This is a genomic window from Pseudomonas sp. 3HC3, from assembly GCF_044904505.1.
GTDB lineage: Bacteria > Pseudomonadota > Gammaproteobacteria > Pseudomonadales > Pseudomonadaceae > Aquipseudomonas > Aquipseudomonas putida_Y.
The window spans coordinates 333935-357615 of record NZ_JADDRH010000001.1; the positions used below are offsets into that span (position 1 = coordinate 333935).

Here is a 23681-nt window from a genome sequence, read left to right on the forward strand (position 1 = left end):
TTGCGGGCGCGGCCTTGCGTCGCGAAAGGGCTTGCGATATGGCTCACATGCGCGCTTGGCATGGCATCTTCGACCTCAGCCTTGGCCCTGGACCTGACCGACCACGAACAAGCCGGCAAACGCCTTTACCGTGAGGGCGTTTCCAGTAGCGATGCTCAATTGCAAGCCCGGGTGGGCGCCAGCGATATCACAGTCCCCGCCAGCGTGCTGCCCTGTGCCAGTTGCCATGGCAACGACGGCCGTGGCCGAGCCGAAGGCGGTGTGCGCCCCCCCGGCCTCGACTGGCAACGCCTGGCACTCGGCCAGGGCATGCGTGAGGCCAACGGCCGTCGCTACCCGGCCTATACCGACAGCAGCCTTGCGCGGGCCATCCAGCAGGGCATTGACCCGGCTGGCAATCGCCTGGATCCGGCCATGCCACGCTTCGAACTGACCTTGGCCGACCAGCGCAACCTCACCGCCTATCTCAAGCGCTTGGCGCAAGAACGCGACCCTGGTGTGGAGGAGGGCGTGCTGCGCCTTGGCACCCTGCTGCCCGCGAGCGGTCCGTTGGCCGAGGCCGGGCAGGTAGTGCGTGCGGTGCTGGAAGACGGCGTGGATCAACTCAATCAACAAGGCGGCATTCACGGGCGGCGCGTGGAACTGGTCGTGCTTGACCCAGGTGCCGACCCGGTCAGTGCCGAACGCGCCTTGCAACAATTGCTCGAGCAAAAGCGGGTGTTTGCCCTGATCGCGCCATTGGCGCCCATGCTCGACCAGCGCCTGACGACCTTGCTGGCGCCACAGAACGTGCCGATGGTCGGCAGCACCCCGCGCAGCGGCGGCAGCGAACAGATCTTCGACCCGCTACCTGGCTTGCCCGAGCAGTTGCTGAGCCTGGCAGAGCATGCCCGTGGAGCGCTGGGCCTGGCCCCGGATGAGTTACGTGTAGTGTTTGCCGGTAACGAACACGCAGCCTTGGCCGAGCAGGTACGCGAGCGTTTACGTCAGCAGGGCTGGGCGCCACCCGCTATCCAGGCTTTCGACGGCCAGGCCGTGGACGGGCAGGGCATCGTCTTTCTTGGCCGCGCCCAGGCCTTTGCCGAGTTGGCGACGGCGTTGCAGGTGGCCGGCCGCGAGCCTTACCTGTTTGCCGCCTCCAGTCAGGTAGCCGGCGCTGTGGCGCGTTTGCCGGCGCAGTGGTCGCAACGGCTGTTTCTGGCCTATCCCTACGTGCCAGAGGACTGGACCGAGCAAGGCCTGGCTGCGCTGACCGGGCTGCAGCAGCGTCAGGGCCTGGACCCGCGCCAGGCGTCATTGCAGGTCAATACGCTGTGCGCGTTGCGCCTGCTGAGCGAAGCGCTGAAGCAGATTGGTCGTGATGCCAGCCGCGAGCAACTGATTGCTGCGCTCGAAGGCCTGCACGATGTGCCCACCGGCCTGACCCCGGCACTGGGCTTTGGCCCTGGTCGCCGCCAGGGCATGGCAGGTGCCCACGTGGTGGCTGTGACCCTGCCCGGGCCGCGCTTTACTGCGGTCACCCCCTACCGGCCAGTGCCGGTCAGCCCTTGAGCGGAGGTTGTCATGCGTATCGTATGGTTGTGCCTGTTGCTGGTGCTGACCAGGGCGAGCTGGGCCGATGTGCCGGCGGCGCGGGTCAATGGTGTCGAGATCGGGTTGATGCGCCTGGAGCGCTACTTCAGCGAGTACCTGGACGCCCAGGGTCGTGCGGTGACCAGCATCCGCAACCCAGGCCTGTACAAACGCCTGCGTGACCAAGCGCTGGACGAGCTGATCGACAAGGAGCTGTTGTGGCAGGAAGCGCAACGCCAAGGCATAGCCATCAGCGATGAACAAGTGTCGGCGCAGATTGGTGAAATGGAGGCGGCATTTGGCAGCCCGGCGTTATTCGAAAGGCGGCTGGCAGAGGCAGGCTTCGATAGGGCACAGTACACTGAATACACCCGGCATGAGATGGCGGCCCAGCAGGTGTACGCCCAGCTCAGCGCAGTCGACGCGCCGAGCCAGGGCGAAGTGGAGGCATTCTATGATGCCAATCAGGAGAGACTGCAAGGAGCGCAGAACCAAAGTGATAATCCATCGGTCATACGCGAACAAGGCCTGGCCTTGGCCAGGGCAACGCTCATCGGTCAGCGGGAGGCGCAGGCGCGCCAATCCGTGCGCCAACGTTTGCGCGAGTCCGCCAAAGTGGAGATCGCCAACTGAGACCGTTGAGGGCGCTTGCCCCAATCCTGGGGAATTAAGACTTGGCAATGTGCCATCATTTTCCCCGCTTGTGGGGAACGGGTGGGGTGCGCCTGCTCAGCGTATGTCGGTTACTGGCCGGCACCCTAGTAAAATCAGTGGCTTACAGTGGTGCAACATGACTATTCACGCCTGGCACGAAGCCTGCTCAAGTCTCTACAAGGGCGTACTTCGCAGACCGGGGAACCGGGCAGTATTTGGGAGTCGACCTTGGTGAACAGAGTATTGGTAGTCGATGACGAACAGACTCTTGCGCAGAACCTGCAAGCGTACCTGCAGGCGCAAGGCCTGGAAGTTCATGTTGCCCACGACGGTGCCAGTGGTATCGAACAGGCTGAAAGCCTGGCACCGCAAGTAGTTGTGCTGGATTACCGCCTGCCCGACATGGAAGGTTTTCAGGTTCTGGAGGCTGTACGCAAGAACAGGCAATGCCACTTCGTGCTGATCACCGCCCACCCCACCGTCGAGGTGCGTGAGCGGGCCGCCGAACTCGGTGTGAGTCACGTCCTGTTCAAGCCGTTCCCACTGATGGAACTGGCGCGTGCGATCTTCGACCTGCTGGGCATCGAGCGCCGGCGCAGGGCCACGGACAACCCGGCCGAAGGGTTCGTCGAACGACGCCAGAACAGGAACGAATCGTTCCCCCTGCAGTTGTACGATGGAAGCTGGGTGTTGGCCGACCGCCGCCGTAATGGCGCCAAGCCACCAGAGCCCGACGACGATCAACTGCTCACAGGGGAATAGCGGCGCCCGCACCCCCTGGTAGAGCCAGCCTGCGACGCGCCCCTGAGCGGAGTCGCAGGCCATGCCAGAAGCATTCGATGCAACCCCGGAATCTGCAAAGCCTGCACCGACGTCTTCGCGGGCATGCCCGCTCCAACAGGATGTATGCAGCCCACAGACCTGTGATGTACCTGTGGGAGCGGGCATGCCCGCGAAGAACCCAGAAAAAATTTCCGCCTACCCCCGCGAACTGCTGGCCCAGGCCCGTTTGCAAGCCACTGACGAGCGCCTGCTCGACTGCCTGGAACGCCTGGCCTGCGACACCCCCGACACCTTCACCCGGCGCCTGGGCCTGACCCTGCATTATCCGGTACTCGACAGCCACAGCCTGCTGGCCAGCACCCCACGCTTCGACAAGCTGGCCTTGGCCCAGTGCATCAAGCGCGAATGTGTGCTGATCGAGCACGGCGGCCAACTGCTGGGCGTGTTCGCCGACCCCTTCGACCACGCCCGCCTGGCCTGGGTCGACGATGTACTGCAAGGCGCGCCGCTTTACCTGGCCCACGCCGCCGACCTGGCCACCTTTCTGGCCCGTCATGAAGAAAGCTTCCACGCTGTCGATGCCCTTGACCACGACGCCGAAGCCAGCAGCGAAAGCGACCCGCTGCAACGCCTGTCGCTGGCCAGTATCAGCGAAGACCAGAGCCGCGTGGTCAAGCTGGTCAACTCCACCCTGTACGACGCCCTCAAGCTGCACGCCAGCGACATCCACCTGGGCATGACCGGCCAGGGCCTGACCATCAAGTACCGTATCGATGGCGTGCTCAACGGTGCTGGCAAGGCCAGTGGCAGCGCCTTCGCCGACCAGGTGATCTCACGCATCAAGGTCATGGCCGAGCTGGACATCGGCGAAAAGCGCGTGCCCCAGGACGGCCGCTTCAAGGTGGCCGTGGGCGACCGGCAAATCGACTTCCGGGTGTCGATCATGCCTAGCATCTTCGGTGAAGATGCCGTGCTGCGGGTGCTCGACAAGCAGGACTTGTCCGACCGGGTCAGCGGCGTGCAGCTGCAAGCCTTGGGCTTTGCCGACGAGACCTTGCGCGCCCTGCGTCGATTGGCTGCAGAACCCTACGGCATGATCCTGGTCACCGGCCCTACAGGCAGCGGCAAGACCACCACCCTGTACGCCATGATCAGCGAGATCAACCATGGCGTGGACAAGATCATCACCATCGAGGACCCGGTCGAGTACCAACTGCCCGGTGTGCTGCAGATCCCGGTCAACGAGAAGAAGGGCCTGACCTTCGCCCGCGGCCTGCGCTCGATCCTGCGTCACGACCCGGACAAGATCCTGGTCGGCGAAATCCGTGACCCTGACACCGCCCAGATTGCCGTGCAATCGGCGCTCACTGGCCACCTGGTGTTCACCACCATCCACGCCAACAACGTGTTTGACGTGATTGGCCGCTTCAGCCAGATGCAGGTCGACCCCTACAGCTTCGTTTCCGCGCTCAACGCGGTGCTGGCCCAGCGCCTGATTCGCCTGGCCTGCCCGCACTGCGCCACGCCCTGCGAACACGATGACGACACCCTGTATGGCTCAGGCCTGACCCGCGAGGGTGTGGCCGGCTGGACGTTCGTCCGCGTCAAGGGTTGCGGCCAGTGCCGTGGCAGTGGCTACCGCGGCCGCAGTGCGATTGCCGAACTGCTGCACCTGGATGACGACCTGCGGCAAATGATCGTGGAGCGCCGCCCGCTGGCGCAGATCAAGACGCTTGCCTGCCAGCGCGGTCTGCGCCTGCTGCGGGCCTCGGCCCTGGACCTGGTCCGCGATGGCCGCACCACCCTTGAGGAGATCAACCGTGTCACATTCATCTGACCGTTACTGCGCCGTAGTGGGCGCCGAGGGTGTCGGCCTGGGTCGCTGGCACAAGAACCACCACCAATGGCTGGGCAGCCGCGCGTTCAGCAGCGACGCCACCCAACCGGCCTGGGATGCTGCCGTCGACGGGCTGGCCGCGCTGCTGGCCGAGCATGCGGTGCGTGGTGCCCAGTTGCGGGTGCTGCTGTCCGCCCGCTACAGCCGCTTCTGCCTGGTGCCCTGGAGTGACGCCATTGGCCACCCTCGCGAGCTGGACGCCTATGCCCGCGCTTGCTTCGAAAACCTCTACGGGCAGCCGTTGGACGACTGGCGCATCGTGCTGTCACCGGAGGCTGCCGGTGCCGCCCGCATCGCCACGGCACTGCCCGAAGCTTTGCTGCAACGGCTGCAGGCACTGGGCCAGGAAAGCCGCCTGAGCCTGCGCTCGGTGCAGCCATACCTGATGGCTGCCTACAACCGCTGCTGTTCACAGCTGGAGCAGGGTGACTTCCTGTTCGTGCTGGCCGAGCCGCGCCGCAGTGTATTGCTGCTGGCCGCCGGCGGTGCCTGGCAGCAAGTGCTGGCACAAGGCTGCGCTGACAGCGACCAGGCCCTGCAAGCACTGATCGAGCGTACCTGTGAGCTGTACGGCGAGCACCTGCCACGGGTGTACCTGCATGCCCCGGGCCGCTGCGACGTGCCGCAACTGGCGGCCGTGCAACTGTGCCAGCCGGCCATTGAAGCCGACCCGCTGTGCGCCATGTGGCGGGCGGTGGCCTGACATGCGCCGCCTCGACCTGGAATTCCAGCCACGGCGCAGCGGACCGCTGGTTTGGTCGCTGCTCGTCCTTGCCAGCGCCATGGTCGCCGGCCTGGTGCTGCTGCAGCAACGCTTGCAGACCGAGCAAGTGGCGCTGGAAGCCAGCGTCCATAGCCTGGAACTGCAACTGGGCCGCCGCCCGGCCAGCGTCGAACCCAGGAACAGCGCCGCCAGCCGGGAGCAGGCTGAGCGCCTGGCACAAATGCGCAGTGTGTCGCAGCAACTGCAACGCCCTTGGCAGCAACTGTTCGCCATGCTTGAAGCCATGCCGCAGGACGACGTCGCGCTGCTCGGTCTGACGCCGGATGCGCGCAAGGGCCAGGTGCGCATTGCCGCCGAGGCGCGCAACCTCGAAGCGATGCTGCAGTACCACCAGCGGCTGGAAGCCAGTGACGAGCTCAGCGACGTGTCGCTGCTCAACCACGAGGTGCTCGCTGCGCGGCCCGAGCACCCGGTGCGCTTCACCCTCACCGCCACCTGGGAGACCGGCCATGCGCGCCCTTGAATCGTTCAGCAGCCTGATCCTCCATGAGCGCCTGCGCGTTGTCGGCCCGGTAGGCCTGGCTGCCGTAGCCGTAGGCCTGCTCGCCATTGGTGTGGGGTGTGCCGGTGTGCTGCCGCAATGGCAAAGCGTACGCGAACTACGCGCCACCGAAGCGCAGGCCAGCGTACAGGTAGGGCGTGTCAAGCGGGGTGAGCTGAAGATTGCGGCCCAGCCCGAGCAGCAGGCCCTCGACAGCCTGCGCCAGCAACTGCCCGGGCAGCCCCAGGCCAGCGAACTGATCGAGCGTCTGTACCGCCTGGCCAGCGCCGAGCGCATCAGCTTGGCCCGTGGTGAATACGCGTTGGGCATCGACCCCAAGACCGAGCTGGCCCGCTATCAGATCGTGCTGCCTGTGCGCGGCAGCTACCCGCAGATTCGCGGCTTTATCAAAGGCCTGCTCAAGCAACTGCCGACCCTGGTGCTGGAAGACCTTGAGCTGCAACGCAAACGCATCGGCGACAGCGAGCTTAATGCCCGCCTGCGTATGACCCTTTACCTGTCGAGGTCGTGATGAACACACAACGTGCAGTCATCTGGGCCGGATTCCTCGGCGTTAGCGCGGCACTGGCCTGGGCACCGGACCATTGGTTTGGCCAGGACGATGGCGTCGCGGCCTTCGCGGGTAAACCCGCTCCTGCAACAGAAAGCGCTGCGCCCATCGTAGGAGCGGGATTGCCCGCGAAAGGGCCGGAGCAGGCCTCCCGCGACCTGTTCCCAACCCAGCAATGGACCCAGCCCAAAGCCCTGGCCACGGTCATCGAACAGCCCGTGGTCGTCGCGCCAGTACTGGCACCCGCTCCGACCGCCCCAGCCCTGCCATTTGAATTCATCGGCCGCATGGGTGACCGCGACGACCTGCAGGTCTTCCTGCAGAGCGGCGAAAAACTCTACGTCGTGCGCCAAGGCGACGTGATCGAAGACACCTATCGCCTCGATCGGGTATCGGCCAGCGAGCTGAACCTGGTCTACCTGCCTTTGCACCAGTCGCAGACCTTGTCTGTCGGGAGCGCACCATGATGTCGTCAAAGCTGTGCAAGCCTGCTCCGTTTCTGCTCGTTGCGCTGTGCGTGGCCATTGCCGGTTGCGGCTCCAGCGCGGTACGCAAGGACAGCGATCAATTGATGAAGGAGGGCCAGTACGAAGCCGGCATCGCCCGCCTGGAAGAGGCGTTGCGCGACGACCCGCGTGACACAGAGCTGAACATCGCCCTGGCCCACAGCCGCCAGGCGGCTGTCGAGGCCCTGATTACCCAGGCCGACAGCGACCGCGTCCGTCACGACTTCGCCAACGCCCGCATGGGCTATGGCCGGGTGCTCACCCTGGAGCCGAACAACCGCCGTGCCCAGGAAGGCATTCGCCAGCTGGAGCTGATCCGCACCCTGGACGAACGCGTGGCGCTTGGCCAAGCAGCGCTGCGCCAGGGCGACCTGTTCGGTGCCGAACGCTACATGCGCGAAGTATTGCGTCTGGACCCGCAGAACCAGAAGGGCATGACCCTGCGCAGCGACATCGAAAACGTGCAGGCACGCACCGCGCAGCCGTACCCGCAATTGCGCAGCAAGCTCGAGCGGCCGGTAACCCTGGAGTTTCGCGATGCCAACCTGAAGACCATCTTCGAAGTGCTGTCGCAGGTGGCCGGCATCAACTTCATCTTTGACAAGGACCTGCGCCCGGACATGAAGGCAACCATCTTCGTGCGCGAGGTGCGCATCGAGGACGCGATAGCGCTGCTGCTGGAGCAAAACCAGCTGCGCCAGAAGATCGTCAACGACAACACCGTGATGGTCTACCCCGACTCGCCGCAGAAGACCAAGGACTACCAGGAACTGGTCATGCGCACCTTCTACCTGACCAGCATCGATGCCAACACCGCGCTGAACATGGTCAAGACCATGCTCAAGACCCGCGACGTGTTCGTTGACGAGCGCCTCAACACCCTGACCATGCGCGACACCCCGGACGCCGTGCGCATGGCCGAGAAGCTGCTGCAATCGCAGGACCAGTCCAACCCCGAGGTGGTGCTGGAGGTGGAAGTGATGGAAGTGGCCACCTCGCGCATCCTTGACCTCGGCCTGCAATGGCCCAACACCTTCGGTGTGCTGAGCAACGACGGCAAACCGGTCAGTGTGCTCGACCAACTGAGGGGCATCGACTCCGGCCGCATCAGCATTTCGCCGTCGCCGCAGGCCAAGATCAACGCCCAGGACAAAGACATCAACACCCTGGCCAGCCCGGTGATCCGTGTCAGCAACCGCGAACAGGCGCGCATCCACATCGGCCAGCGGGTACCGATCATCAGCGCCACCTCGGTGCCGTCAACCCAAGGCCCGGTCATTACCGAGAGCGTCACCTACCTGGACGTCGGCCTGAAGCTTGAAGTGCAGCCCACCGTGCACCTGAACAACGAAGTGGCGATCAAGGTGGCGCTTGAGGTGAGTAATGCCACGCCGCTGGAAGCCACGCGCCAGGGCACCATTCCGGTTCAGGTCGACACCCGCAACGCGCAGACCAGCCTGCGCCTGCATGATGGCGAAACCCAGGTGCTGGCCGGCCTGGTGCGCAACGACCACAACGCCAGCGGCAACAAGATCCCCGGCCTTGGCGACATCCCTGGCCTGGGCCGGCTGTTCGGCAGCAACAAGGACGACATGAGCAAGAGTGAGCTGGTGCTGGCGATCACCCCGCGTATCGTGCGCAACCTGCCGTACCAGAGCCCGTCGGACATGGAGTTCTCCACGGGCACCGAGTCGGCCATGCAGGTGCGCCAGATGGCGCCACTGCCGCCGATGGACATGCCCGGTAACGCGCCGGCCACTGATGCACCGGTCGTGGACAGCCAGATGGCGGTCGTCCCGACCAACGTGAGCCCACGGCCATGAAAGCCCGGCGCCGCATGCACGGCTTCAGCCTGATCGAGGTGGTGCTGACCCTGGCACTGCTCGGGCTGCTCGCCAGCATGGCCGCGCCGCTGACCGAAACCGTGGTACGCCGCGGCAAGGAGCAGCAACTGCGCGAGGCGCTGTACCAGATTCGCGACGCCATCGATGCCTACAAGCGGGCCTTCGACGCCGGCTACATCGAGAAGCGCCTGGATGCCAGCGGCTATCCGCCGAACCTGCAGGTGCTGGTAGAGGGCGTGCGCGATGTGCGCAGTGCCAAAGGCGCCAAGTTCTACTTCCTGCGGCGCATCCCGCACGACCCGCTGGTGGCAGCAAAGGATGAAGACGAAGGCGGCTGGGGCCTGCGCGCCTATGACAGCAGCCCAGACAACCCGCGCGAAGGCGAAGACGTGTTCGACGTGTATTCCAGGGCCCGCGGCAAAGGCCTGAACAACATCCCTTACGGGCAATGGTGACAGCCATGAAACGCAGCAAAGGCTTCACCCTGATCGAACTGCTGGTGGTGATGGCGATCATCGCCACGCTGATGACCATTGCCATGCCGCGCTACTTCAACAGCCTGGAAAGCTCGCGCGAGGCCACCCTGCGTCAAAGCCTGGCAGTGCTGCGCGAGGCGCTGGACCACTACTACGGTGATACCGGCCACTACCCCGATTCGCTGGAACAACTGGTGGAACAACGTTACCTGCGCAACACGCCGGTCGACCCGATCACCGAGCGCAGCGATGCCTGGCAGCTGGTGCCACCGCCCGAGGGCGTGGCCGGCGGCGTGGCCGATATCAAGAGCGGTGCCACAGGGAGGGCGCGTGATGGCAGCCTCTTCGCTGAATGGTAAGGCCAGTGGCGGCTTCACCTACCTGGGTGTGCTGCTGCTGATTGCGGTCAGCAGCGTGGCCCTGGCCGCCACCGGCACGATCTGGGCGAGCGCCGCCCAGCGCGACCGCGAACGCCAGTTGCTGTGGGTTGGCGGCCAGTATGCCCAAGCCTTGCGCAGCTACTACCGCGCCTCGCCAGGGCTGGCCCAGTACCCCCAGGATCTGGCCGACCTGCTACAGGACAACCGCTTCCCGCAGGCCAAACGGCACATCCGCAGGCTTTACCCTGACCCGATCAGCAACAGCGACGAGTGGGGCCTGCTGCGCTCGATCGACGGCCGTATCACTGGCGTCTACAGCCGCTCGGACGCCACCCCTTTCAAGCGCAGTGGCTTCAGCGCCGAATGGAGCGGGTTCGAGGGGCTGGAACACTACAGCGACTGGCAGTTCGTCGCCGAGCAGGCCTTTACCGAAAGTGCACGCGGTGTGCAGACGAATGCGGGCCCGGGAGACACGCCATGAAGCGCCTGGCTGCGCTGTGCCTAGGCCTGCTGCTGATGGCAGGGGTGGCCACCTGCGCCAAGGCGGGTGCCGAAGACGAGATGCAGGGCTTTATCGTCGATAACACCATCTCGCACATCGGCCACGACTTTTACTACTACTTCGCCGACCGCCTGCGTGCCACCAGCCGCCTGGACTTCAACCTGGTGGTGCGCGAACGCCCGGATGCCCGCTGGGGCAGCCTGGTGACGGTGGAGTTCGAGCGTGAAGTGGTGTACCGCCGGTTCCTGCCACCGAACACCACCGAGCTCAAAGACGAGGCCGTCGCCGCCGCCGACCTGGTCAAGCAGCAGATCATTCAACGCAAGCTGCAACGCCTGCTACAGGACACCACCGACTTGGAGAGGGACGAGCTATGAACCACCGCATTCCACGTTGCATTGCCGCCTGCCTGCTGGCCAGCGCCTGTGCTGCCCAGGCCACCGAGCTGGTGTACACCCCGGTCAACCCGGCCTTTGGCGGTAACCCGTTGAACGGCACTTGGCTGTTGAACAACGCCCAGGCGCAGAACGACTACGACGACCCGGACCTCAAGGACCGTGCCTCGGCCTTTACCGGCACCACAGCCCTAGAGCGCTTCAGCAACCAGCTGGAGTCACGGATGTTGTCGCAGTTGCTGGACAACATCAGCAACGGCAACACCGGCAGCATGGCGACCGATGCGTTTCTCATCGACGTCATCGACGATTCCGGGGCCTTGAGCATCAAGGTCACCGATCGTGCCACAGGAGAGATTTCGATCATTGAGGTCAGCGGCCTGAACCCCTGAGAGGGAAGGGCTTTTATGTTGGGGAGAGAACACCATGAAACGTCTGCTGAGCACGCTGCTGATCCTCACCGCCCTGGGCCTGCAAAGTGGTTGCAGCCTGCGCGAACCCATGTCGGCCGAACTGGACTCGGAAACCCCGACCCTGACTCCTCGGGCCTCGACCTACTACGACCTGATCAACATGCCACGGCCCAAAGGCCGGCTGATGGCCGTGGTGTACGGCTTCCGCGACCAGACCGGGCAGTACAAGCCCAACCCGGCCAGCTCGTTCTCCACCAGCGTCACCCAGGGCGCGGCCAGCATGTTGATGGACGCCCTGAGTGCCAGCGGCTGGTTCGTGGTGCTGGAGCGTGAAGGGCTGCAGAACCTGCTGACCGAGCGCAAGATCATCCGTGCATCGCAGAAAAAGCCGGATGTGGCGGAAAACATCATGGGCGAGCTGCCACCGTTGCAGGCCGCCAACCTGATGCTCGAAGGCGGCATCATCGCCTACGACACCAACGTGCGCAGCGGCGGCGAAGGTGCCCGCTACCTGGGGATCGACATCTCCCGTGAGTACCGAGTGGACCAGGTCACCGTCAACCTGCGCGCCGTGGACGTGCGCACCGGGCAGGTGCTGGCCAACGTGATGACCAGCAAGACCATCTATTCGGTAGGGCGCAGTGCCGGGGTGTTCAAGTTCATCGAGTTCAAGAAACTGCTGGAAGCCGAGGTGGGGTATACCACCAATGAACCGGCGCAGTTGTGCGTGCTGTCGGCGATCGAAGCGGCGGTGGGGCACTTGCTGGCGCAGGGGATCGAGCGGCGGTTGTGGCAGGTGGCGGGGGACCCAGCTGATGGCAAGGCCACGGTGGACAAGTTCTTGAGCCAGAATCTGCAGCCTTGAAGCATATTCAACGGCTCCTGCGCGGTCGATGTGTGGGCCTTGTGTCGCGATAACGCAGCCATCCACCGTTGTTCGCGGTTCGTTCGGGCGTGGATTACGAAGATGCGCTGGTGCACCTGTCCACGCTGCTGAAAGGGGCGTTTGCGACCAACCTCAAGGCGCTGGACTGGCCAAGGGTTGGATTCGGCCAAGGCGGTGGTGGAGGCGTTGCTGGATGGGGTTGAGAGGCAACCGTTGGCCGGGCGCGGGAATGCGGTGCAGGATTGAGGGCGGGGCGTCCAGGTGCTTGGCGATCAGGATTGGGCGCCTGTGAGATCGAACGCCGCCCGCGCGGCGCTTCGCGCGGCAAGCCCGCGCACATTTGTTTCGGTCCGGCCACTTCTGTGTGGTTATCTTTATCCGCCTCGTTTGTCCGATCCGATATCGAGGGTTGCTCCGCTGATCGTCAGGTGCGGGCGCATTGGCAAAAGATTAATTGGCCCGAAAACAATGTGTGGAGCAAGCCCCCGAAGATCCGCTGCGCGCTCATTCATCTTTGGCGTAAGGTCCCGAGCAGGTGGATGAAACCCTGCATCCACACGCAAGCTCTGCCGGCTCGAACACCAACGCAATACCGTTGCACAGCACACCACGATCACCGCCAGATACCAGTGCAAATGTCCCACCATGAAGCGGGCAGGGCGCATGATCACCAAGGATGCATTGCGGCCGCCCGTTGACAACCATCCCGCTTCCTTCCCCCATCCGGCCTCCGCCACTGTGAGGGTCGCCTTTGCGAATTGCGCCTTTTCTGGACATCGCTCAATCCTCTGCACTGTTCTGCACGACGGCTTCGTAAAGCCCAGCCGGTACGGCATCGGGATCATACTTGCAGGCCGCAGCCAGGAAACGCATCAGTAACTCATCCGGCTCGAAGCGCATGCCTGGCGGGCAGGTCAGCTGAGCGTAGGGCGTCTTCATCAGTGGGTGGTCGATGGAAGGGTTTGGCAGGCCCATCGAGCGCCGCAGGTTGAGAATGGCCAGGATTTCGGCAGGGTAGACGGCTTCAAAGGGCGACCCGAATTCGAAGCTGCCGGAGTCGAGTTCGCGGGAAGTCAGGGCGATGCGTTCAACGTGGGTATCGCAGGCGGTGACCAGCATCGGCATCAGCTTGTCGGGGTCGGGCTCGCGCCAGTGAGCGACCAGCTGGCCCCAGGCAGGGTCGCGGGGCAGGGCGTGTTTGTCGAGGTCTAGCGGTTTGTCTAGCCAGTCGCCGATGATGGTCAGGCCAAAAGCGGCGTAACGTAGGGTGGTGCCGATGGGCAACGCGTGGCCATCGCGGATGCCGTATCCGTTTTGAATACCCGCAAGCACAGCTTGGTGAAAGGGCTCGATCAGCGCGAATTGGCCGATCGCGAGTGTGCATAACATGAGGTGAGCGATTCCGTCCAGGTCGCCGACAGCGTGATCTTCAGTACCCTCAAGTCGTTGGACTTGGATCGCTTCAGCGACCAACATTTTTGTGATGCCGTGAACAAAAAACGGCGAAGCCGGCCCGAATGGATGCTGCGGTGCAATCTGTAGCCCTTTTCCAATATTATTCATGCCTGCTCTGAATACTTGGTTGCAAGCGAGGCCAATGGTTTTCCCAGTGGCGAGGTAGGAGGCCAATAGGTCTTTCCTTACGAAAAGATCTTGTTTGGCCCAGTCATTTATTGTTTTAAGGCTGATTTTAAGTTTGTCTTTTATGTGGACTCGGCAATCCTTTATTGCGCCTGCTCTGGACATCGCTCAATCCTCTGCACTGTTCTGCACGACGGCTTCGTAAAGCCCAGCCGGTACGGCATCGGGATCATACTTGCAAGCCGCAGCCAGGAAACGCATCAGTAACTCATCCGGCTCGAAGCGCATGCCTGGCGGGCAGGTCAGCTGAGCGTAGGGCGTCTTCATCAGTGGGTGGTCGATGGAAGGGTTTGGCAGGCCCATCGAGCGCCGCAGGTTGAGAATGGCGAGGATTTCGGCAGGGTAGACGGCTTCAAAGGGCGAGCCGAATTCGAAGCTGCCGGAGTCGAGTTCGCGGGAAGTCAGGGCGATGCGTTCAACGTGGGTATCGCAGGCAGTGACCAGCATCGGCATCAGCTTGTCGGGGTCGGGCTCGCGCCAGTGAGCGACCAGCTGGCCCCAGGCAGGGTCGCGGGGCAGGGCGTGTTTGTCGAGGTCTAGCGGTTTGTCTAGCCAGTCGCCGATGATGCTCAGGCCAAAGGCGGCGTAACGTAGCGTGGTGCCAATCGGTGGATTGTGACCATCTCTCACACCGTAGCCATTGTTAATGCCGGAGAAGACTGCATCATGGCAAGGTACTACCACCGTAAATTGTCCGGTTGCCAGGGCGCATAGCATTACATGGGTGATGCCATCCAGATCATCAAGGCCGGTTCGGGAAGTGCCTTTAAGATTCTCGATGATTACGCTGTTTCCTACTAATAGCCTCAATATGCCCGTAGCCAGTGTTTGGGGCGCTTTCGCGTATGGGTTTTCAGCGGCTTGGAGTAGACTGTCTCCTATGCTATTCATGCCGAGCCTGAATACTTCGTCGGTGGCAATAGCGATGCTGTCATTCCCTTGTATGTAATCAGTGATTCTGCGTCTTTCAAGTGATGCGTCAGATGATGCCCAATCGCGAATGTTTCTGAGGCTACTGGTTAGTCGAGATCTAGAGGTTGATGCCATTTTCGTCACCAGGTATTTATCTGAATTCCGGTCGAGTTGCCCGCAACCTTGTTTAGCTGTCCGCTAGGAGCAAGAAACACCTGCGCGTGAAGGTATGAGATTTTTCCGCTGCTCATTGCATTGCGCAGATGTGTTGCTTTGGCTGCAATCTCAGGCATTGCTACCTTCAGGTTGTCGATGTTCCAGCCTCCCTTCCTTCGTGCTATCAGTCTTTGTATACGCTCCACATTCGCACTTCCGCCTGCCATTTGTGTGTTCAGGAACCCAGGCGTCCTGCTTTTTCCAAGGGTCGTCTTCACTTCTATCACCAACAACGTCCCCGCCTCGAACTTCAGCTCGTTCAGCGGCGCCGTGCCTTTCAGCCCATCAATGTGATGGCGCATTTCCTGCGTCGTCGGATTTCGTACCGTCATCGAAGGCGGAGGCGGTACGTACACCAGCATGTCGATGCCTTGGTCGCTCTTGTTCTTCAAGCCGAACTGGCTGGGCCGGGAGGGGTGGGTACTCATGCCGAGGATGTTTTCGGGCTTGACCTTCCAGTGACTGACCAGAGCCGCTGCCAAGGCTTCTTCGCCGGCATCGGCGACGACGCGGGTCAGGCTACCGCCCATACGCACTGGGCCGACGCTGTGCTGGATCAGTGCCACCAGCCGGTCACGCAGGGTGGTGGCCATGAAGGCGTAGTCGGCCTTGCCGCCGACCACGTCGAGTGCGACCTGGCTGGCATTGCGGTCTACCGAGTGCAGTTCGCGGGCAGTGACCGATAGCTCACCTTCGCGGGTGCGGCGCTGGATGCGGGTTTCCAGTACGGTGACTTCGCCAGCGCTGCGGTTGCCCAGGCGACGGACGTCTTCTTGCGACAGTGCGGCGTTGTCCAGGCGCACGGTAGTGATACTGCCGGGCCGCAGCTTGTGCATCAGCCAGCGGGCGCCGCCCATGGCGGCCGGTAGCAGCAAGGCCAGGTTGATGGCCATGAATACTTGCTTGCCACGTGCCTCGGCGGTGTCTGGGTTGGCCAGGCGCGCCAGGTCGGTGAAGAACTGCTCGCCGATACTCAGGCCTTCGCCGGTGATCATGCGGCTGCTGCCATCGATCATGGCGTCTGCTGCCATCGATCATGGCGTCTGCTGCCAAGGCGGCTTCCAGGGCGACGAAAGCATAGCGGCCGCGGGTGAGGGCACCCTTGACACCCCGCACCACAGGGATGACTGCCAGAAGCCCGAGGGCGAATTCGCCCGCACCGATAACGCCTTGCCACAGGCGTGCGCGGCCCTTGGCTTCGGCATAGTGGCGGGCCAGCTGTTCGCAGGCCAGGTTGATTGGGTACAGGCCGCTGGGTGTGTGCCAGGTGTAGGGCGGACTGATGCGCTGGGTGCCGTGCTCGTCGATGTATTCTTCCCGTTGCGCTTCGCGCCACTCTACGTGGGTGAAGGTGGCGAAGTAGATCTTGTGGTCGGTGAACAGGAAATTGCTGTGCAGGGTGAAGCCGAAGCCTTGCTGGTCGCGCTTGCCCATGTGGTCGAGTACTGGCGGGGCCAGTTCGTCCAGGCGGATTTCATCGTCGATGCATACCAATTGCAGCTTTTCGCGAGCGGCAAAGGCGTAAAAATCTGCCAGCCAGGCATTGCCCAGCGTATCGCCAGCATGTTCCAGCACTTGCTGGAGGAAGGTGTCGCGGTGATTGCGTGCAGGGTCGCGGATCCAGGGGTTGTTGCGAAACCAAGCGGGGCCAACGCCGTTCTGGGACGGAATGCCCAGCACCTGGTCGCAGCCATCACCACCGTCGAGCGAAAACATTGCACCGGGAAGAGAGCACGGCACGCAAATGTCTGGAGGAATGGGTAGCGCCCCGTTGAGTGCGGCATGACTCAAGGCTTGTAAAGCAGATGATTCAAACATGCGGGCTCGGCTCCTTGAGTGCCTGTTGATGAGCTGCAAGTTGGCTTGCCAACGCATGGCGTCGCTCGCTGGGCGAGTCGGTGGCCTCCAGCGCCTTCACCCAGGGAGTGAACAAAGGGTTGAGGAAGAAGTAACGACCGAATGCTATGGCCAGGAGGACATGCAACAGCACTCGGCTGCGGGACAATTGGGACAGCTTGTGCAGGTCGTCGGAGGGCTGCGGTAGCCGTTTGCCGTAATAGCGATAGGCGCGGATTTCGTTTCCGTTAAGCTCCACGTGGTCGATGACGGGCAGCGCATAGCGGCTGCAGGCATCCGACTCATAGCGGCAATAGCACGCATGATATGCGTCTTCAGGTACGCCACGCAGGGCCATCAGTTGTTCCAGCGATCGCCACCGGCGGTCTTGGTCGCGGTCGTCATCGGTCCAGCGCAACATCCCCAGTGTGATGTCGTGCATGGGGGTAAGCTGACGCTCCCACCGTGAACGGTGATTTGCCGCCTGCATGGTCAGCAGGTCAAGTTGCTCATTCTGGGTGAGGCCAGGTGCTTGTCTGATTGACCACACCGATTCGCACGGGGATCGGCCCACCACCCCAGGCCTAACAATAAATGGCTGAGCACGAGCAAGCTGTACTCCTTGCCGCAGGTGTAACCGTTTTTGCTGACGAGCGCCCCCGCTTTGGCTACGAAGGGAGGAACATCCTCGCCGCGGGTATGAAAGCGTGGAAGCGAACCATTCAACGTCTCTAGCAGGAAGTCAGACAGCCTGCGGTTGGTTGACCACAGTACCGCCCCTTGTAGTGCATCCAGATCCAGACTTTGCAGAATCATCCCGACACCTCATGGCGCAGTGGCAGCCAAGCCAGGCAGCCCTCCCGTTCGCTGCCATGTTCTGCTTGCTCAAACAGCGGCTGTGCGCCGAGCGCAAGCCCGGTGCGCGCATCGTGGAAATAGAGCCTGCGTACCCGTCCGTTGTCGAACAGCCGGCCCAGGATGTCTGGGCGGTAGGTCAGTGAGGCGACGTACAGGCTTAATGATTGGGGGGCACCAAGCCTCAAAAAATAACGACGTCGTCCTGCCTGAGCTTTGCCAAAGCGGCGCAGGTGCCGTGCGAGCGCTTCAAGGGGCAAGGCGGCCTCGATCACGGTACCGGTGAAACGCCCCTTCAGTGCGCCTAGCCACGCGTCCACTTCGCTGCCCGCGATCAGTTGGAACAGTATTGGGGCATGCCTCTCCAACCCGGCGTCATATTCCAGATACCACAGGCTGTGGTGTTGGCTGGCATGAAACTCCAGCCTACCCAGCAGGTCCGGATTGGCCGACGCTTCGGCAAGCACGAACAGGCTTGCGTTCACGGTCCCCGTGCACAGGCTTCCCTCAGTTAGTTGGCGGTGCAGGCTCATGCGTCATCCTCACCGGCAAAAGGGCACTCTTCAATCAGCGGCGAGCCCTCGCGGACAGCGGCTTCGATGGCATCGAGTTGGGCCTGTACCGGTGTCTGGTAGGTGACGTTGCCTTTGAAGCGGATGTTGGGCGCTTCGATGGTGATGCCGTCGGCATCGAAAATGATCTTGCCGCTCGGACCACGGATGTGGATCCGTTCCGTACCCTGAAGCATGTACGCCCGGGTCAACAGGCGTTGCGCCGTGCGGGCCTCAATGGCACGCGTGCCTTCGATAACAAGTGACTGGTTGCCGCCGATGTTCAGGCTGTGGTCGGCGGTGATCTTGGTGCGGCTTGAGTTACCGACCGTGTGGATGTCGTTGCGGTCGATCCTGGTGAAACGGTCCTGGTGAACATGATCGCGACGGTCCCGGCCTGTTTCGATTGATTCGTCACGCGCGATGCTGGTGGTGTGGTCCCGGCCTGTTGCAGTGGCGCGGTCGTTACCGACATTGAGGGTCTGGTCGTGCTTGACCTTGGTGTTCATATCCCTTTCTGCATGCATGAACACTTCTTGGCGACCCAGTTCATCTTCGAATCGCAGTTCGTTGAAGCCATTTCCCTTGTGGGTCTGGCTCTTGATGGTCATGCGGGTCTTGTGTTCCGGCAGGTCATAGGGCGGCAGTTGATCCCCGCAGTAGGTGCGTCCGGTGATCATTGGTTGGTCGGGGTCGGCGTTGACGTACTGGATGATCACATCCTGGCCGATGCGCGGGATGGCCATCGAGCCCCAGCTGCCGCCGGCCCAGCCTTGCGACACGCGTACCCAGCAGGAGCTGAACTCATTGTTGTTGCTTTCCCGATCCCATGGGAAGCTGACCTTGACCCGCCCCCATTCGTCGCAATAGATCTCTTCGCCGGTTGGACCGACAACGGTAGCCATCTGTGGGCCATCGATACGAGGCCTGTCCAGCGGCGCGGGTCGCCATTCGATTCGGCCGGGCACCAGCACGGCTTCCTGTGTGTAGCGTGTACTCTGATCGGCACCGCTTGCTTCTTCCTGCAGACTGGTGAATTGGCTGCCTTCATGGTGCACACGCATCACGCGCCAGTGTGCGTTGAGATCTTTGCGGGGATGCTCGACAAGGGTGAAACCCAGGCCGGGCTGCAGCCGTACATCGTCGCCTTCAACCTCAGCAATGCAGGCATCATGACGCAGGGCGGTGAGACGGTTGGCTGTGAAGGGCACGCCAACCGCATCACGCTTGTAACGGCCGGGGTAGTCGAAACGCTCATAGTTCCGGGACTGATGGGTGATACGACTGTCGGATGCTCGATGTTCCTGCCGATACTGTGGGTTAGTAAAGGTGTAGTCACGTTGCACCTGCCGCGCAGTACGAACCTGTTCGCTGTAACGCAGGCGCTTCAGGCAAGGCCTGGCCTGATCGCCACCGCCCATGGCCCGGTACAGTACCTGGTCGGGACCGATCTCGTCCTGTTCGAAAAAGCCTTCATTGTCTTCATCGGCAGTTGTTGCCCATCGGCTGATCTGTCCCAGCGTCAGTAGCCGGTCGGTGATGACCAGTTGATGGTGTTTCGGCGTGTGCTCGAAGCAATAGACGAAACCCTCTTCGCCCGCCAGGCGGGCGATGAAATGGAGGTCGGTTTCACCGGCCTGCACACAGAACTCGCGTACCTGGTGCTCACCGATGCTTCTGATTTCATAACGGCTGATGCCTTGACGCTGCAGCATCAGTTCAAGGATTTGCGGTACGGTTTTTTGCTGGAAGATGCGCCAGTTTGAACGCAACTCGGCCCGGGCCAGCGTCGGCTCGACCAAGGCGTGGTAACGAGTGCGGTAAAAACCGGTTTCGCCCTGGCTGAACGTGCTGATCAGACCGTGCACGAAGCGCAGTGGGCGTTGCCCTTTCCAAATAGTGAACAGCGCCGGTTTATCGAGCAAATTACCGAAGTCGGCGTCATCCTCGTGACTGATCAATTCCAGCCTCAGCTGGAAGGGTGCGCTGATGGCTTCGTCAAGTTCGAATGAAACTACCTCGAATTCATGATCACCGGCCAAGGGCTGGAAGCTGAAACGCAGATCGGATTGTCGGTACATGGCATGTCCTTGCTGCGCGGGGCACAGCCCTGTGGGCGCGGCAACGTGGAGTAGCGTTCAGGGTGAGGGTGTACTGGAAGGGTACGAGCGCCGTGGAGGGATGGAAATAAACGGGGTGTTGATGATTTGGCGCCAAGTAGGAAGCTTCTGATACTTGTAAATCAGTGTTTATCTTCCTTGCTCAACCCTAACGGGCTCCATCAACCAGATGAGGCCCAACCGACACCAACGTGCGCAGCGGCGGCGAAGGTGCCCGCTACCTGGGGATCGACATCTCCGGCGAGTACCGGGTGGACCAGGTCACCGTCAACCTGCGCGCTGTGGACGTGCGCACGGCAGATGCTGGCCAACGTGATGACCAGCAAGACCATCGACTCGGTAGGGCGCAGTGCCGGCGTGTTCAAGTTCATCGAGTTCAAGAAACTGCTGGAAGCCGAGGTGGGGTATCCCACCAATGAACCGGCGCAGCTGTGCGTGCTGTCGGCGATTGAAGCGGCGGTGGGGCACTTGCTGGCGCAGGGGATCGAGCGGCGGTTGTGGCAGCCGGCCAGGAGTGCGATCAGGCAACAGAAGTGTTACTGCGCATGCCCTCAGCTTGAAACCCTTCCCTGACCTCGGTAGTCTTTGCCCGCTGCTGTCAATCCAGCAGTCGGGTTTGGTCACCCGCAATCATCAAGGCGCACAAGCGCCCGCTCTGCGATACAGTTGGCGCTTTTTTGTGCCCGGCTGTTTCGTTTTATGGCGGCTGTGCGTGGGGCGCCTCCGTGCGCGCCGGTTTCCTTGATTCCCGGTTGACCAACCCGCGTACAGTCGCCACCCATTCGTTTGGTCACGTTGTGTGGCGACTCCAGTGAATCAAGGAGCGACACAATGACAAAAGGCTTACCTGATCCTCCTGTACGCGCCACCACGGCGGCCTCCAGTTTCTCCACCTGCGAATGCAGCCATCCACCGTTGTTCGCCGTTCGTTCGGGCGTGGATTACGAAGATGCGCTGGTGCACCTGTCCACACTGCTGAAAGGGGCGTTTGCGACCAACCTCAAGGCGCTGGAACTGGCCAAGGGCACCTGCCGTGATCTGTTGTTGAGCAATGACCATGGGTTGGATTCGGCCAAGGCGGTGGTGGAGGCGTTGCTGGATGGGGTTGAGAGGCAGCAGCTGGCTGGGCGGAAGGCGGCGTCGAGTACCTGACGGGGCTTGGCTATTGGTGATATCGATCGATATCCCTGATTGACCTCGAGGGCCTCTTCGCGGGCTCGCCCGCTCCCACAGGTACAGCGCAGTCCTCAGGCTTGGTGCGAACCCTGTGGGAGCGGGCAAGCCCGCGAAGCAGGCGACGCGGTGGATCGCACCGGCGAAGCCGGTGATCGCCGGCAAGCCAGCTTCCACAGGAATTGCGCCAGCTTCAAGTAACCTGGCCAGCTACACCCCAATCCATCCACTACCAGATGACGCCCAGCCATTTCTCCCGCACACTGCGGAAAATTCCCAAGCCCGTACCCCGTCACATTGCGGGGCACAGCCGGAGTAGAAAATGGCGCGACAACTAATAACAAACGCCCACGACCCGCTGCACGAATCCCGCGAGGCCCGGTTGAAGCTGGCCAGCGAAGGCGAACTACCGCTGGGCATGCTGCGTGATGAGATCGACGCCTCCTGGCGCCGCAGCCTGGGCCACGGCCTGGACTGCCTGCAAGGCGAACAGGTCGGCCTGGGCCTGGAACAGGGCCATGACCTGCGCCTGCTGCTGGAGCGCAACCGCCTGCTGATCGATGCCGTCGCCCCTGAACTCGACTATCTGGTCGCGCGCCAGGGCAAGGCTGGCATCGTCATCCTCGGCGACGCCCAGGCCAACGTGCTGGCCATCGAAGGCCAGAAGCACGTGCTGCAGCGCGAGGGCCTGCGCGATCTGCACCCGGGCAGTTGCTGGAGCGAATCGCTGCGTGGCACCAACGCCATCGGCACGGCCGTGGTCGAAGGCCGGCCGACGCTGATCAACTGCGGCGAACACTACCTTGACCGCCTGAGCCCGTTCTCCTGTACTTCCGTGCCATTGCGCGACCCGCGCGGCGAGGTGATCGGCGTGCTCGACATCACCCGCGAAGGGGTGATGGCGCAACCGCAGGACAGCCTGTCGACCCTGATGCTGGCGGCCGGCAACATTGAAAGCCGCCTGTTTGGCCTGTGCCATCCGGAACAACTGGTGCTGGCCTTCCACAGCCGCCCGCAGTACCTCAACAGCGCCTGGCACGGCCTGTTGGCCCTGAGCCTGGACGGTGAAGTGCTGGCCGCCAACGACAGTGCCTGCCAGTTGTTGCAGGTGCCGCGCCATGAGCTGATTGGCCGGCGCAGCACTGACCTGCTCGGCGAACGGTCACCTGCGTTTATCGCGCGTCTGTGGCAGGGCGGTGTGAGCAGTGTGCAGACGGCCAAGGGCGAGTTCCACTTCCGTGCCTTGCAGCTGCCACGCCATAGCCGGGTCAATGGCAGCACACCGGCAAGCAAGCCAGCGCTGGGCAAGCAGTCGCCAGCACTCGAGGCCCTGGCCGGTGGTGATTCACGGCTGGCGCGCAACCTGCGCATGGCTCGCCAGGGGCTGGGCAATGGTTTGCCAGTGCTGCTGCTGGGCGAAACCGGTACCGGCAAGGAAGTGGTCGCTCGCGCCTTGCACCTGGCCAGCCCGCGTGCCGACAAACCGTTTGTGGCAGTCAACTGCGCGGCCATTCCTGAAGGGCTGATCGAGTCCGAACTGTTCGGCTATCGCGAGGGCGCCTTCACCGGTTCGCGCCGGGGCGGCATGGTCGGGCGGCTGATGCAGGCCCATGGTGGCACGCTGTTCCTCGACGAAATCGGCGACATGCCGCTGGCCCTGCAAGCACGCCTGCTGCGGGTGCTGCAGGAGCGCCGCGTAGCACCATTGGGGGCGGGCGACGAGCAGGACATTGACGTGGCGCTGATCTGCGCCACCCACCGCGACCTCAAGCGCCTGGTCCAGGAACAACACTTCCGTGAAGACCTGTACTATCGGGTAAACGGTGTGTCGCTGCGGCTGCCGGCCCTGCGCGAACGCGACGACCTGGCGGCGATCATCCAGGGCCTGCTGGACAAGGCCGATGCGCGTGGCGTAACCCTCGACCCGGCGTTGACCGCGTTGCTCGAAGGCTTCGACTGGCCCGGCAACATCCGTCAGCTGGAAATGGTGGTGCGCACCGCGCTGGCCATGCGCGAGGATGGCGAGCAGGTGCTGACCCTCGATCACCTTACCGACTGCCTGCTGGACGAACTGGCCAGCAGCACAGCGCCCTCCGGCAGCCTCAAGGACAATGAACTGGAGCAGATTCGCGGTGCTCTGGCGCGCCACCAGGGCAACGTCTCGGCCGCCGCCGAGACGCTGGGTATCAGCCGGGCGACGCTGTACCGCAAGCTCAAGCAGTTGCGCGGCTGA

24 protein-coding genes and 3 pseudogenes are annotated in these 23681 nt (G+C 62.7%); 19 read left to right on the forward strand and 8 right to left on the reverse strand.

The window, feature by feature from the left end; genetic code table 11:
• Positions 1 to 60 precede the first annotated feature (60 nt).
• From INQ47_RS01695 to INQ47_RS01770, 16 genes and pseudogenes are all read left to right on the forward strand, one after another.
• Positions 61 to 1551: an ABC transporter substrate-binding protein gene (locus tag INQ47_RS01695; RefSeq protein WP_252459512.1), complete on the forward strand. Its 1491-nt coding sequence runs from the start codon at positions 61 to 63 to the stop codon at positions 1549 to 1551.
• Positions 1552 to 1563: 12 nt separating this feature from the next.
• Positions 1564 to 2205, forward strand: a complete 642-nt coding sequence (locus INQ47_RS01700) for a SurA N-terminal domain-containing protein (protein WP_101196046.1) — start codon at positions 1564 to 1566, stop codon at positions 2203 to 2205.
• A gap of 249 nt (positions 2206 to 2454) precedes the next feature.
• Positions 2455 to 2988 (forward strand): response regulator, encoded by a 534-nt coding sequence (locus INQ47_RS01705; RefSeq protein ID WP_021785608.1) that lies wholly within the window; start codon positions 2455 to 2457, stop codon positions 2986 to 2988.
• A gap of 184 nt (positions 2989 to 3172) precedes the next feature.
• On the forward strand, positions 3173 to 4846 hold the full coding sequence (locus INQ47_RS01710; RefSeq protein ID WP_404700902.1) for a GspE/PulE family protein: 1674 nt from the start codon (positions 3173 to 3175) through the stop codon (positions 4844 to 4846).
• Complete coding sequence (locus INQ47_RS01715) at positions 4830 to 5609, forward strand: hypothetical protein (RefSeq protein WP_404700903.1); 780 nt, start codon at positions 4830 to 4832, stop codon at positions 5607 to 5609. The genes INQ47_RS01710 and INQ47_RS01715 overlap by 17 nt, the downstream gene beginning before the upstream one ends.
• Position 5610: 1 nt before the next feature.
• On the forward strand, positions 5611 to 6153 hold the full coding sequence (locus INQ47_RS01720) for a pilus assembly protein (RefSeq protein ID WP_404700904.1): 543 nt from the start codon (positions 5611 to 5613) through the stop codon (positions 6151 to 6153).
• Positions 6140 to 6703, forward strand: a complete 564-nt coding sequence (gene pilO, locus INQ47_RS01725; protein ID WP_103462565.1) for a type 4a pilus biogenesis protein PilO — start codon at positions 6140 to 6142, stop codon at positions 6701 to 6703. The genes INQ47_RS01720 and pilO overlap by 14 nt, the downstream gene beginning before the upstream one ends.
• Positions 6703 to 7209 carry a hypothetical protein gene (locus tag INQ47_RS01730; RefSeq protein WP_252459516.1) on the forward strand — a complete coding sequence of 169 codons (507 nt, stop codon included), beginning with the start codon at positions 6703 to 6705 and terminating at the stop codon, positions 7207 to 7209. Before pilO ends, INQ47_RS01730 begins: the two co-directional genes overlap by 1 nt.
• Positions 7206 to 9071: a secretin N-terminal domain-containing protein gene (locus INQ47_RS01735; RefSeq protein ID WP_404700905.1), complete on the forward strand. Its 1866-nt coding sequence runs from the start codon at positions 7206 to 7208 to the stop codon at positions 9069 to 9071. Before INQ47_RS01730 ends, INQ47_RS01735 begins: the two co-directional genes overlap by 4 nt.
• A complete protein-coding gene (locus tag INQ47_RS01740) occupies positions 9068 to 9547 on the forward strand; it encodes a type II secretion system protein (RefSeq protein WP_252459517.1) in 480 nt (159 codons plus the stop codon). The genes INQ47_RS01735 and INQ47_RS01740 overlap by 4 nt, the downstream gene beginning before the upstream one ends.
• 5 nt (positions 9548 to 9552) lie before the next feature.
• Positions 9553 to 9927 (forward strand): type II secretion system protein, encoded by a 375-nt coding sequence (locus tag INQ47_RS01745; RefSeq protein WP_003247965.1) that lies wholly within the window; start codon positions 9553 to 9555, stop codon positions 9925 to 9927.
• Positions 9902 to 10429, forward strand: a complete 528-nt coding sequence (locus tag INQ47_RS01750) for a type II secretion system protein (protein WP_404700906.1) — start codon at positions 9902 to 9904, stop codon at positions 10427 to 10429. Before INQ47_RS01745 ends, INQ47_RS01750 begins: the two co-directional genes overlap by 26 nt.
• Positions 10426 to 10827: a curli production assembly/transport protein CsgE gene (gene csgE, locus INQ47_RS01755; RefSeq protein WP_101196051.1), complete on the forward strand. Its 402-nt coding sequence runs from the start codon at positions 10426 to 10428 to the stop codon at positions 10825 to 10827. Before INQ47_RS01750 ends, csgE begins: the two co-directional genes overlap by 4 nt.
• Positions 10824 to 11237 carry a curli assembly protein CsgF gene (locus INQ47_RS01760; RefSeq protein ID WP_003247970.1) on the forward strand — a complete coding sequence of 138 codons (414 nt, stop codon included), beginning with the start codon at positions 10824 to 10826 and terminating at the stop codon, positions 11235 to 11237. Before csgE ends, INQ47_RS01760 begins: the two co-directional genes overlap by 4 nt.
• A 34-nt stretch (positions 11238 to 11271) precedes the next feature.
• Complete coding sequence (locus INQ47_RS01765) at positions 11272 to 12123, forward strand: CsgG/HfaB family protein (protein ID WP_252459520.1); 852 nt, start codon at positions 11272 to 11274, stop codon at positions 12121 to 12123.
• 68 nt (positions 12124 to 12191) lie between these two features.
• Positions 12192 to 12390, forward strand: a pseudogene (locus INQ47_RS01770) (hypothetical protein).
• Positions 12391 to 12648: 258 nt separating this feature from the next.
• Here the strand turns inward: INQ47_RS01770 and INQ47_RS01775 are convergent.
• The 8 genes and pseudogenes from INQ47_RS01775 to INQ47_RS01810 form a co-directional block, all read right to left on the reverse strand.
• Entirely contained in the window at positions 12649 to 12921 is a 273-nt protein-coding gene (locus INQ47_RS01775; protein ID WP_004574333.1) for a PAAR domain-containing protein, read from the reverse strand.
• Between the two features lie 3 nt (positions 12922 to 12924).
• Complete coding sequence (locus INQ47_RS01780; RefSeq protein ID WP_404700907.1) at positions 12925 to 13890, reverse strand: hypothetical protein; 966 nt, start codon at positions 13888 to 13890, stop codon at positions 12925 to 12927.
• Between the two features lie 3 nt (positions 13891 to 13893).
• The gene (locus tag INQ47_RS01785; protein WP_227743093.1) at positions 13894 to 14415 is read right to left on the reverse strand and encodes a hypothetical protein; all 522 of its coding nucleotides are present in this window, start codon (positions 14413 to 14415) and stop codon (positions 13894 to 13896) included.
• A 422-nt stretch (positions 14416 to 14837) separates the two neighbouring features.
• Positions 14838 to 15929 (reverse strand): annotated as a pseudogene (locus tag INQ47_RS01790) (hypothetical protein); the annotation flags it as partial.
• A 794-nt stretch (positions 15930 to 16723) separates the two neighbouring features.
• On the reverse strand, positions 16724 to 17191 hold the full coding sequence (locus tag INQ47_RS01795; protein ID WP_404700908.1) for a hypothetical protein: 468 nt from the start codon (positions 17189 to 17191) through the stop codon (positions 16724 to 16726).
• A gap of 50 nt (positions 17192 to 17241) precedes the next feature.
• Positions 17242 to 17565, reverse strand: a complete 324-nt coding sequence (locus INQ47_RS01800) for a hypothetical protein (protein WP_404700909.1) — start codon at positions 17563 to 17565, stop codon at positions 17242 to 17244.
• Positions 17562 to 18137: a DUF4123 domain-containing protein gene (locus INQ47_RS01805; protein WP_404700910.1), complete on the reverse strand. Its 576-nt coding sequence runs from the start codon at positions 18135 to 18137 to the stop codon at positions 17562 to 17564. The genes INQ47_RS01800 and INQ47_RS01805 overlap by 4 nt, the downstream gene beginning before the upstream one ends.
• Positions 18134 to 20236 (reverse strand): type VI secretion system Vgr family protein, encoded by a 2103-nt coding sequence (locus INQ47_RS01810; protein WP_404700911.1) that lies wholly within the window; start codon positions 20234 to 20236, stop codon positions 18134 to 18136. Before INQ47_RS01810 ends, INQ47_RS01805 begins: the two co-directional genes overlap by 4 nt.
• Before the next feature lie 221 nt (positions 20237 to 20457).
• On the opposite strand from INQ47_RS01810, the pseudogene INQ47_RS01815 reads away from it, so the two are divergent.
• The 3 genes and pseudogenes from INQ47_RS01815 to INQ47_RS01825 all read left to right on the forward strand — a co-directional run.
• Positions 20458 to 20848, forward strand: a pseudogene (locus INQ47_RS01815) (CsgG/HfaB family protein); the annotation flags it as partial.
• A 342-nt stretch (positions 20849 to 21190) separates the two neighbouring features.
• Positions 21191 to 21427 (forward strand): hypothetical protein, encoded by a 237-nt coding sequence (locus INQ47_RS01820; protein WP_104887726.1) that lies wholly within the window; start codon positions 21191 to 21193, stop codon positions 21425 to 21427.
• Positions 21428 to 21770: 343 nt separating this feature from the next.
• Positions 21771 to 23681, forward strand: a complete 1911-nt coding sequence (locus INQ47_RS01825) for a sigma-54-dependent Fis family transcriptional regulator (RefSeq protein WP_404700912.1) — start codon at positions 21771 to 21773, stop codon at positions 23679 to 23681.

Coding starts and splice junctions, on each gene's coding strand:
- INQ47_RS01735 (WP_404700905.1), top strand. CDS start 7,206: ATGATGTCGTCAAAGCTGTGCAAGCCTGCTCCGTTTCTGCTCGTTGCG.
- INQ47_RS01765 (WP_252459520.1), top strand. CDS start 11,272: ATGAAACGTCTGCTGAGCACGCTGCTGATCCTCACCGCCCTGGGCCTG.
- INQ47_RS01810 (WP_404700911.1), bottom strand. CDS start 20,236: ATGTACCGACAATCCGATCTGCGTTTCAGCTTCCAGCCCTTGGCCGGT.
- INQ47_RS01775 (WP_004574333.1), bottom strand. CDS start 12,921: ATGTCCAGAAAAGGCGCAATTCGCAAAGGCGACCCTCACAGTGGCGGA.
- INQ47_RS01780 (WP_404700907.1), bottom strand. CDS start 13,890: ATGTCCAGAGCAGGCGCAATAAAGGATTGCCGAGTCCACATAAAAGAC.
- INQ47_RS01760 (WP_003247970.1), top strand. CDS start 10,824: ATGAACCACCGCATTCCACGTTGCATTGCCGCCTGCCTGCTGGCCAGC.
- INQ47_RS01745 (WP_003247965.1), top strand. CDS start 9,553: ATGAAACGCAGCAAAGGCTTCACCCTGATCGAACTGCTGGTGGTGATG.
- INQ47_RS01825 (WP_404700912.1), top strand. CDS start 21,771: ATGGCGCGACAACTAATAACAAACGCCCACGACCCGCTGCACGAATCC.
- INQ47_RS01700 (WP_101196046.1), top strand. CDS start 1,564: ATGCGTATCGTATGGTTGTGCCTGTTGCTGGTGCTGACCAGGGCGAGC.
- INQ47_RS01795 (WP_404700908.1), bottom strand. CDS start 17,191: ATGCACGACATCACACTGGGGATGTTGCGCTGGACCGATGACGACCGC.
- INQ47_RS01750 (WP_404700906.1), top strand. CDS start 9,902: ATGGCAGCCTCTTCGCTGAATGGTAAGGCCAGTGGCGGCTTCACCTAC.
- INQ47_RS01800 (WP_404700909.1), bottom strand. CDS start 17,565: ATGATTCTGCAAAGTCTGGATCTGGATGCACTACAAGGGGCGGTACTG.
- INQ47_RS01805 (WP_404700910.1), bottom strand. CDS start 18,137: ATGAGCCTGCACCGCCAACTAACTGAGGGAAGCCTGTGCACGGGGACC.
- pilO (WP_103462565.1), top strand. CDS start 6,140: ATGCGCGCCCTTGAATCGTTCAGCAGCCTGATCCTCCATGAGCGCCTG.
- csgE (WP_101196051.1), top strand. CDS start 10,426: ATGAAGCGCCTGGCTGCGCTGTGCCTAGGCCTGCTGCTGATGGCAGGG.
- INQ47_RS01720 (WP_404700904.1), top strand. CDS start 5,611: ATGCGCCGCCTCGACCTGGAATTCCAGCCACGGCGCAGCGGACCGCTG.
- INQ47_RS01730 (WP_252459516.1), top strand. CDS start 6,703: ATGAACACACAACGTGCAGTCATCTGGGCCGGATTCCTCGGCGTTAGC.
- INQ47_RS01740 (WP_252459517.1), top strand. CDS start 9,068: ATGAAAGCCCGGCGCCGCATGCACGGCTTCAGCCTGATCGAGGTGGTG.
- INQ47_RS01695 (WP_252459512.1), top strand. CDS start 61: ATGGCATCTTCGACCTCAGCCTTGGCCCTGGACCTGACCGACCACGAA.
- INQ47_RS01710 (WP_404700902.1), top strand. CDS start 3,173: ATGCCCGCGAAGAACCCAGAAAAAATTTCCGCCTACCCCCGCGAACTG.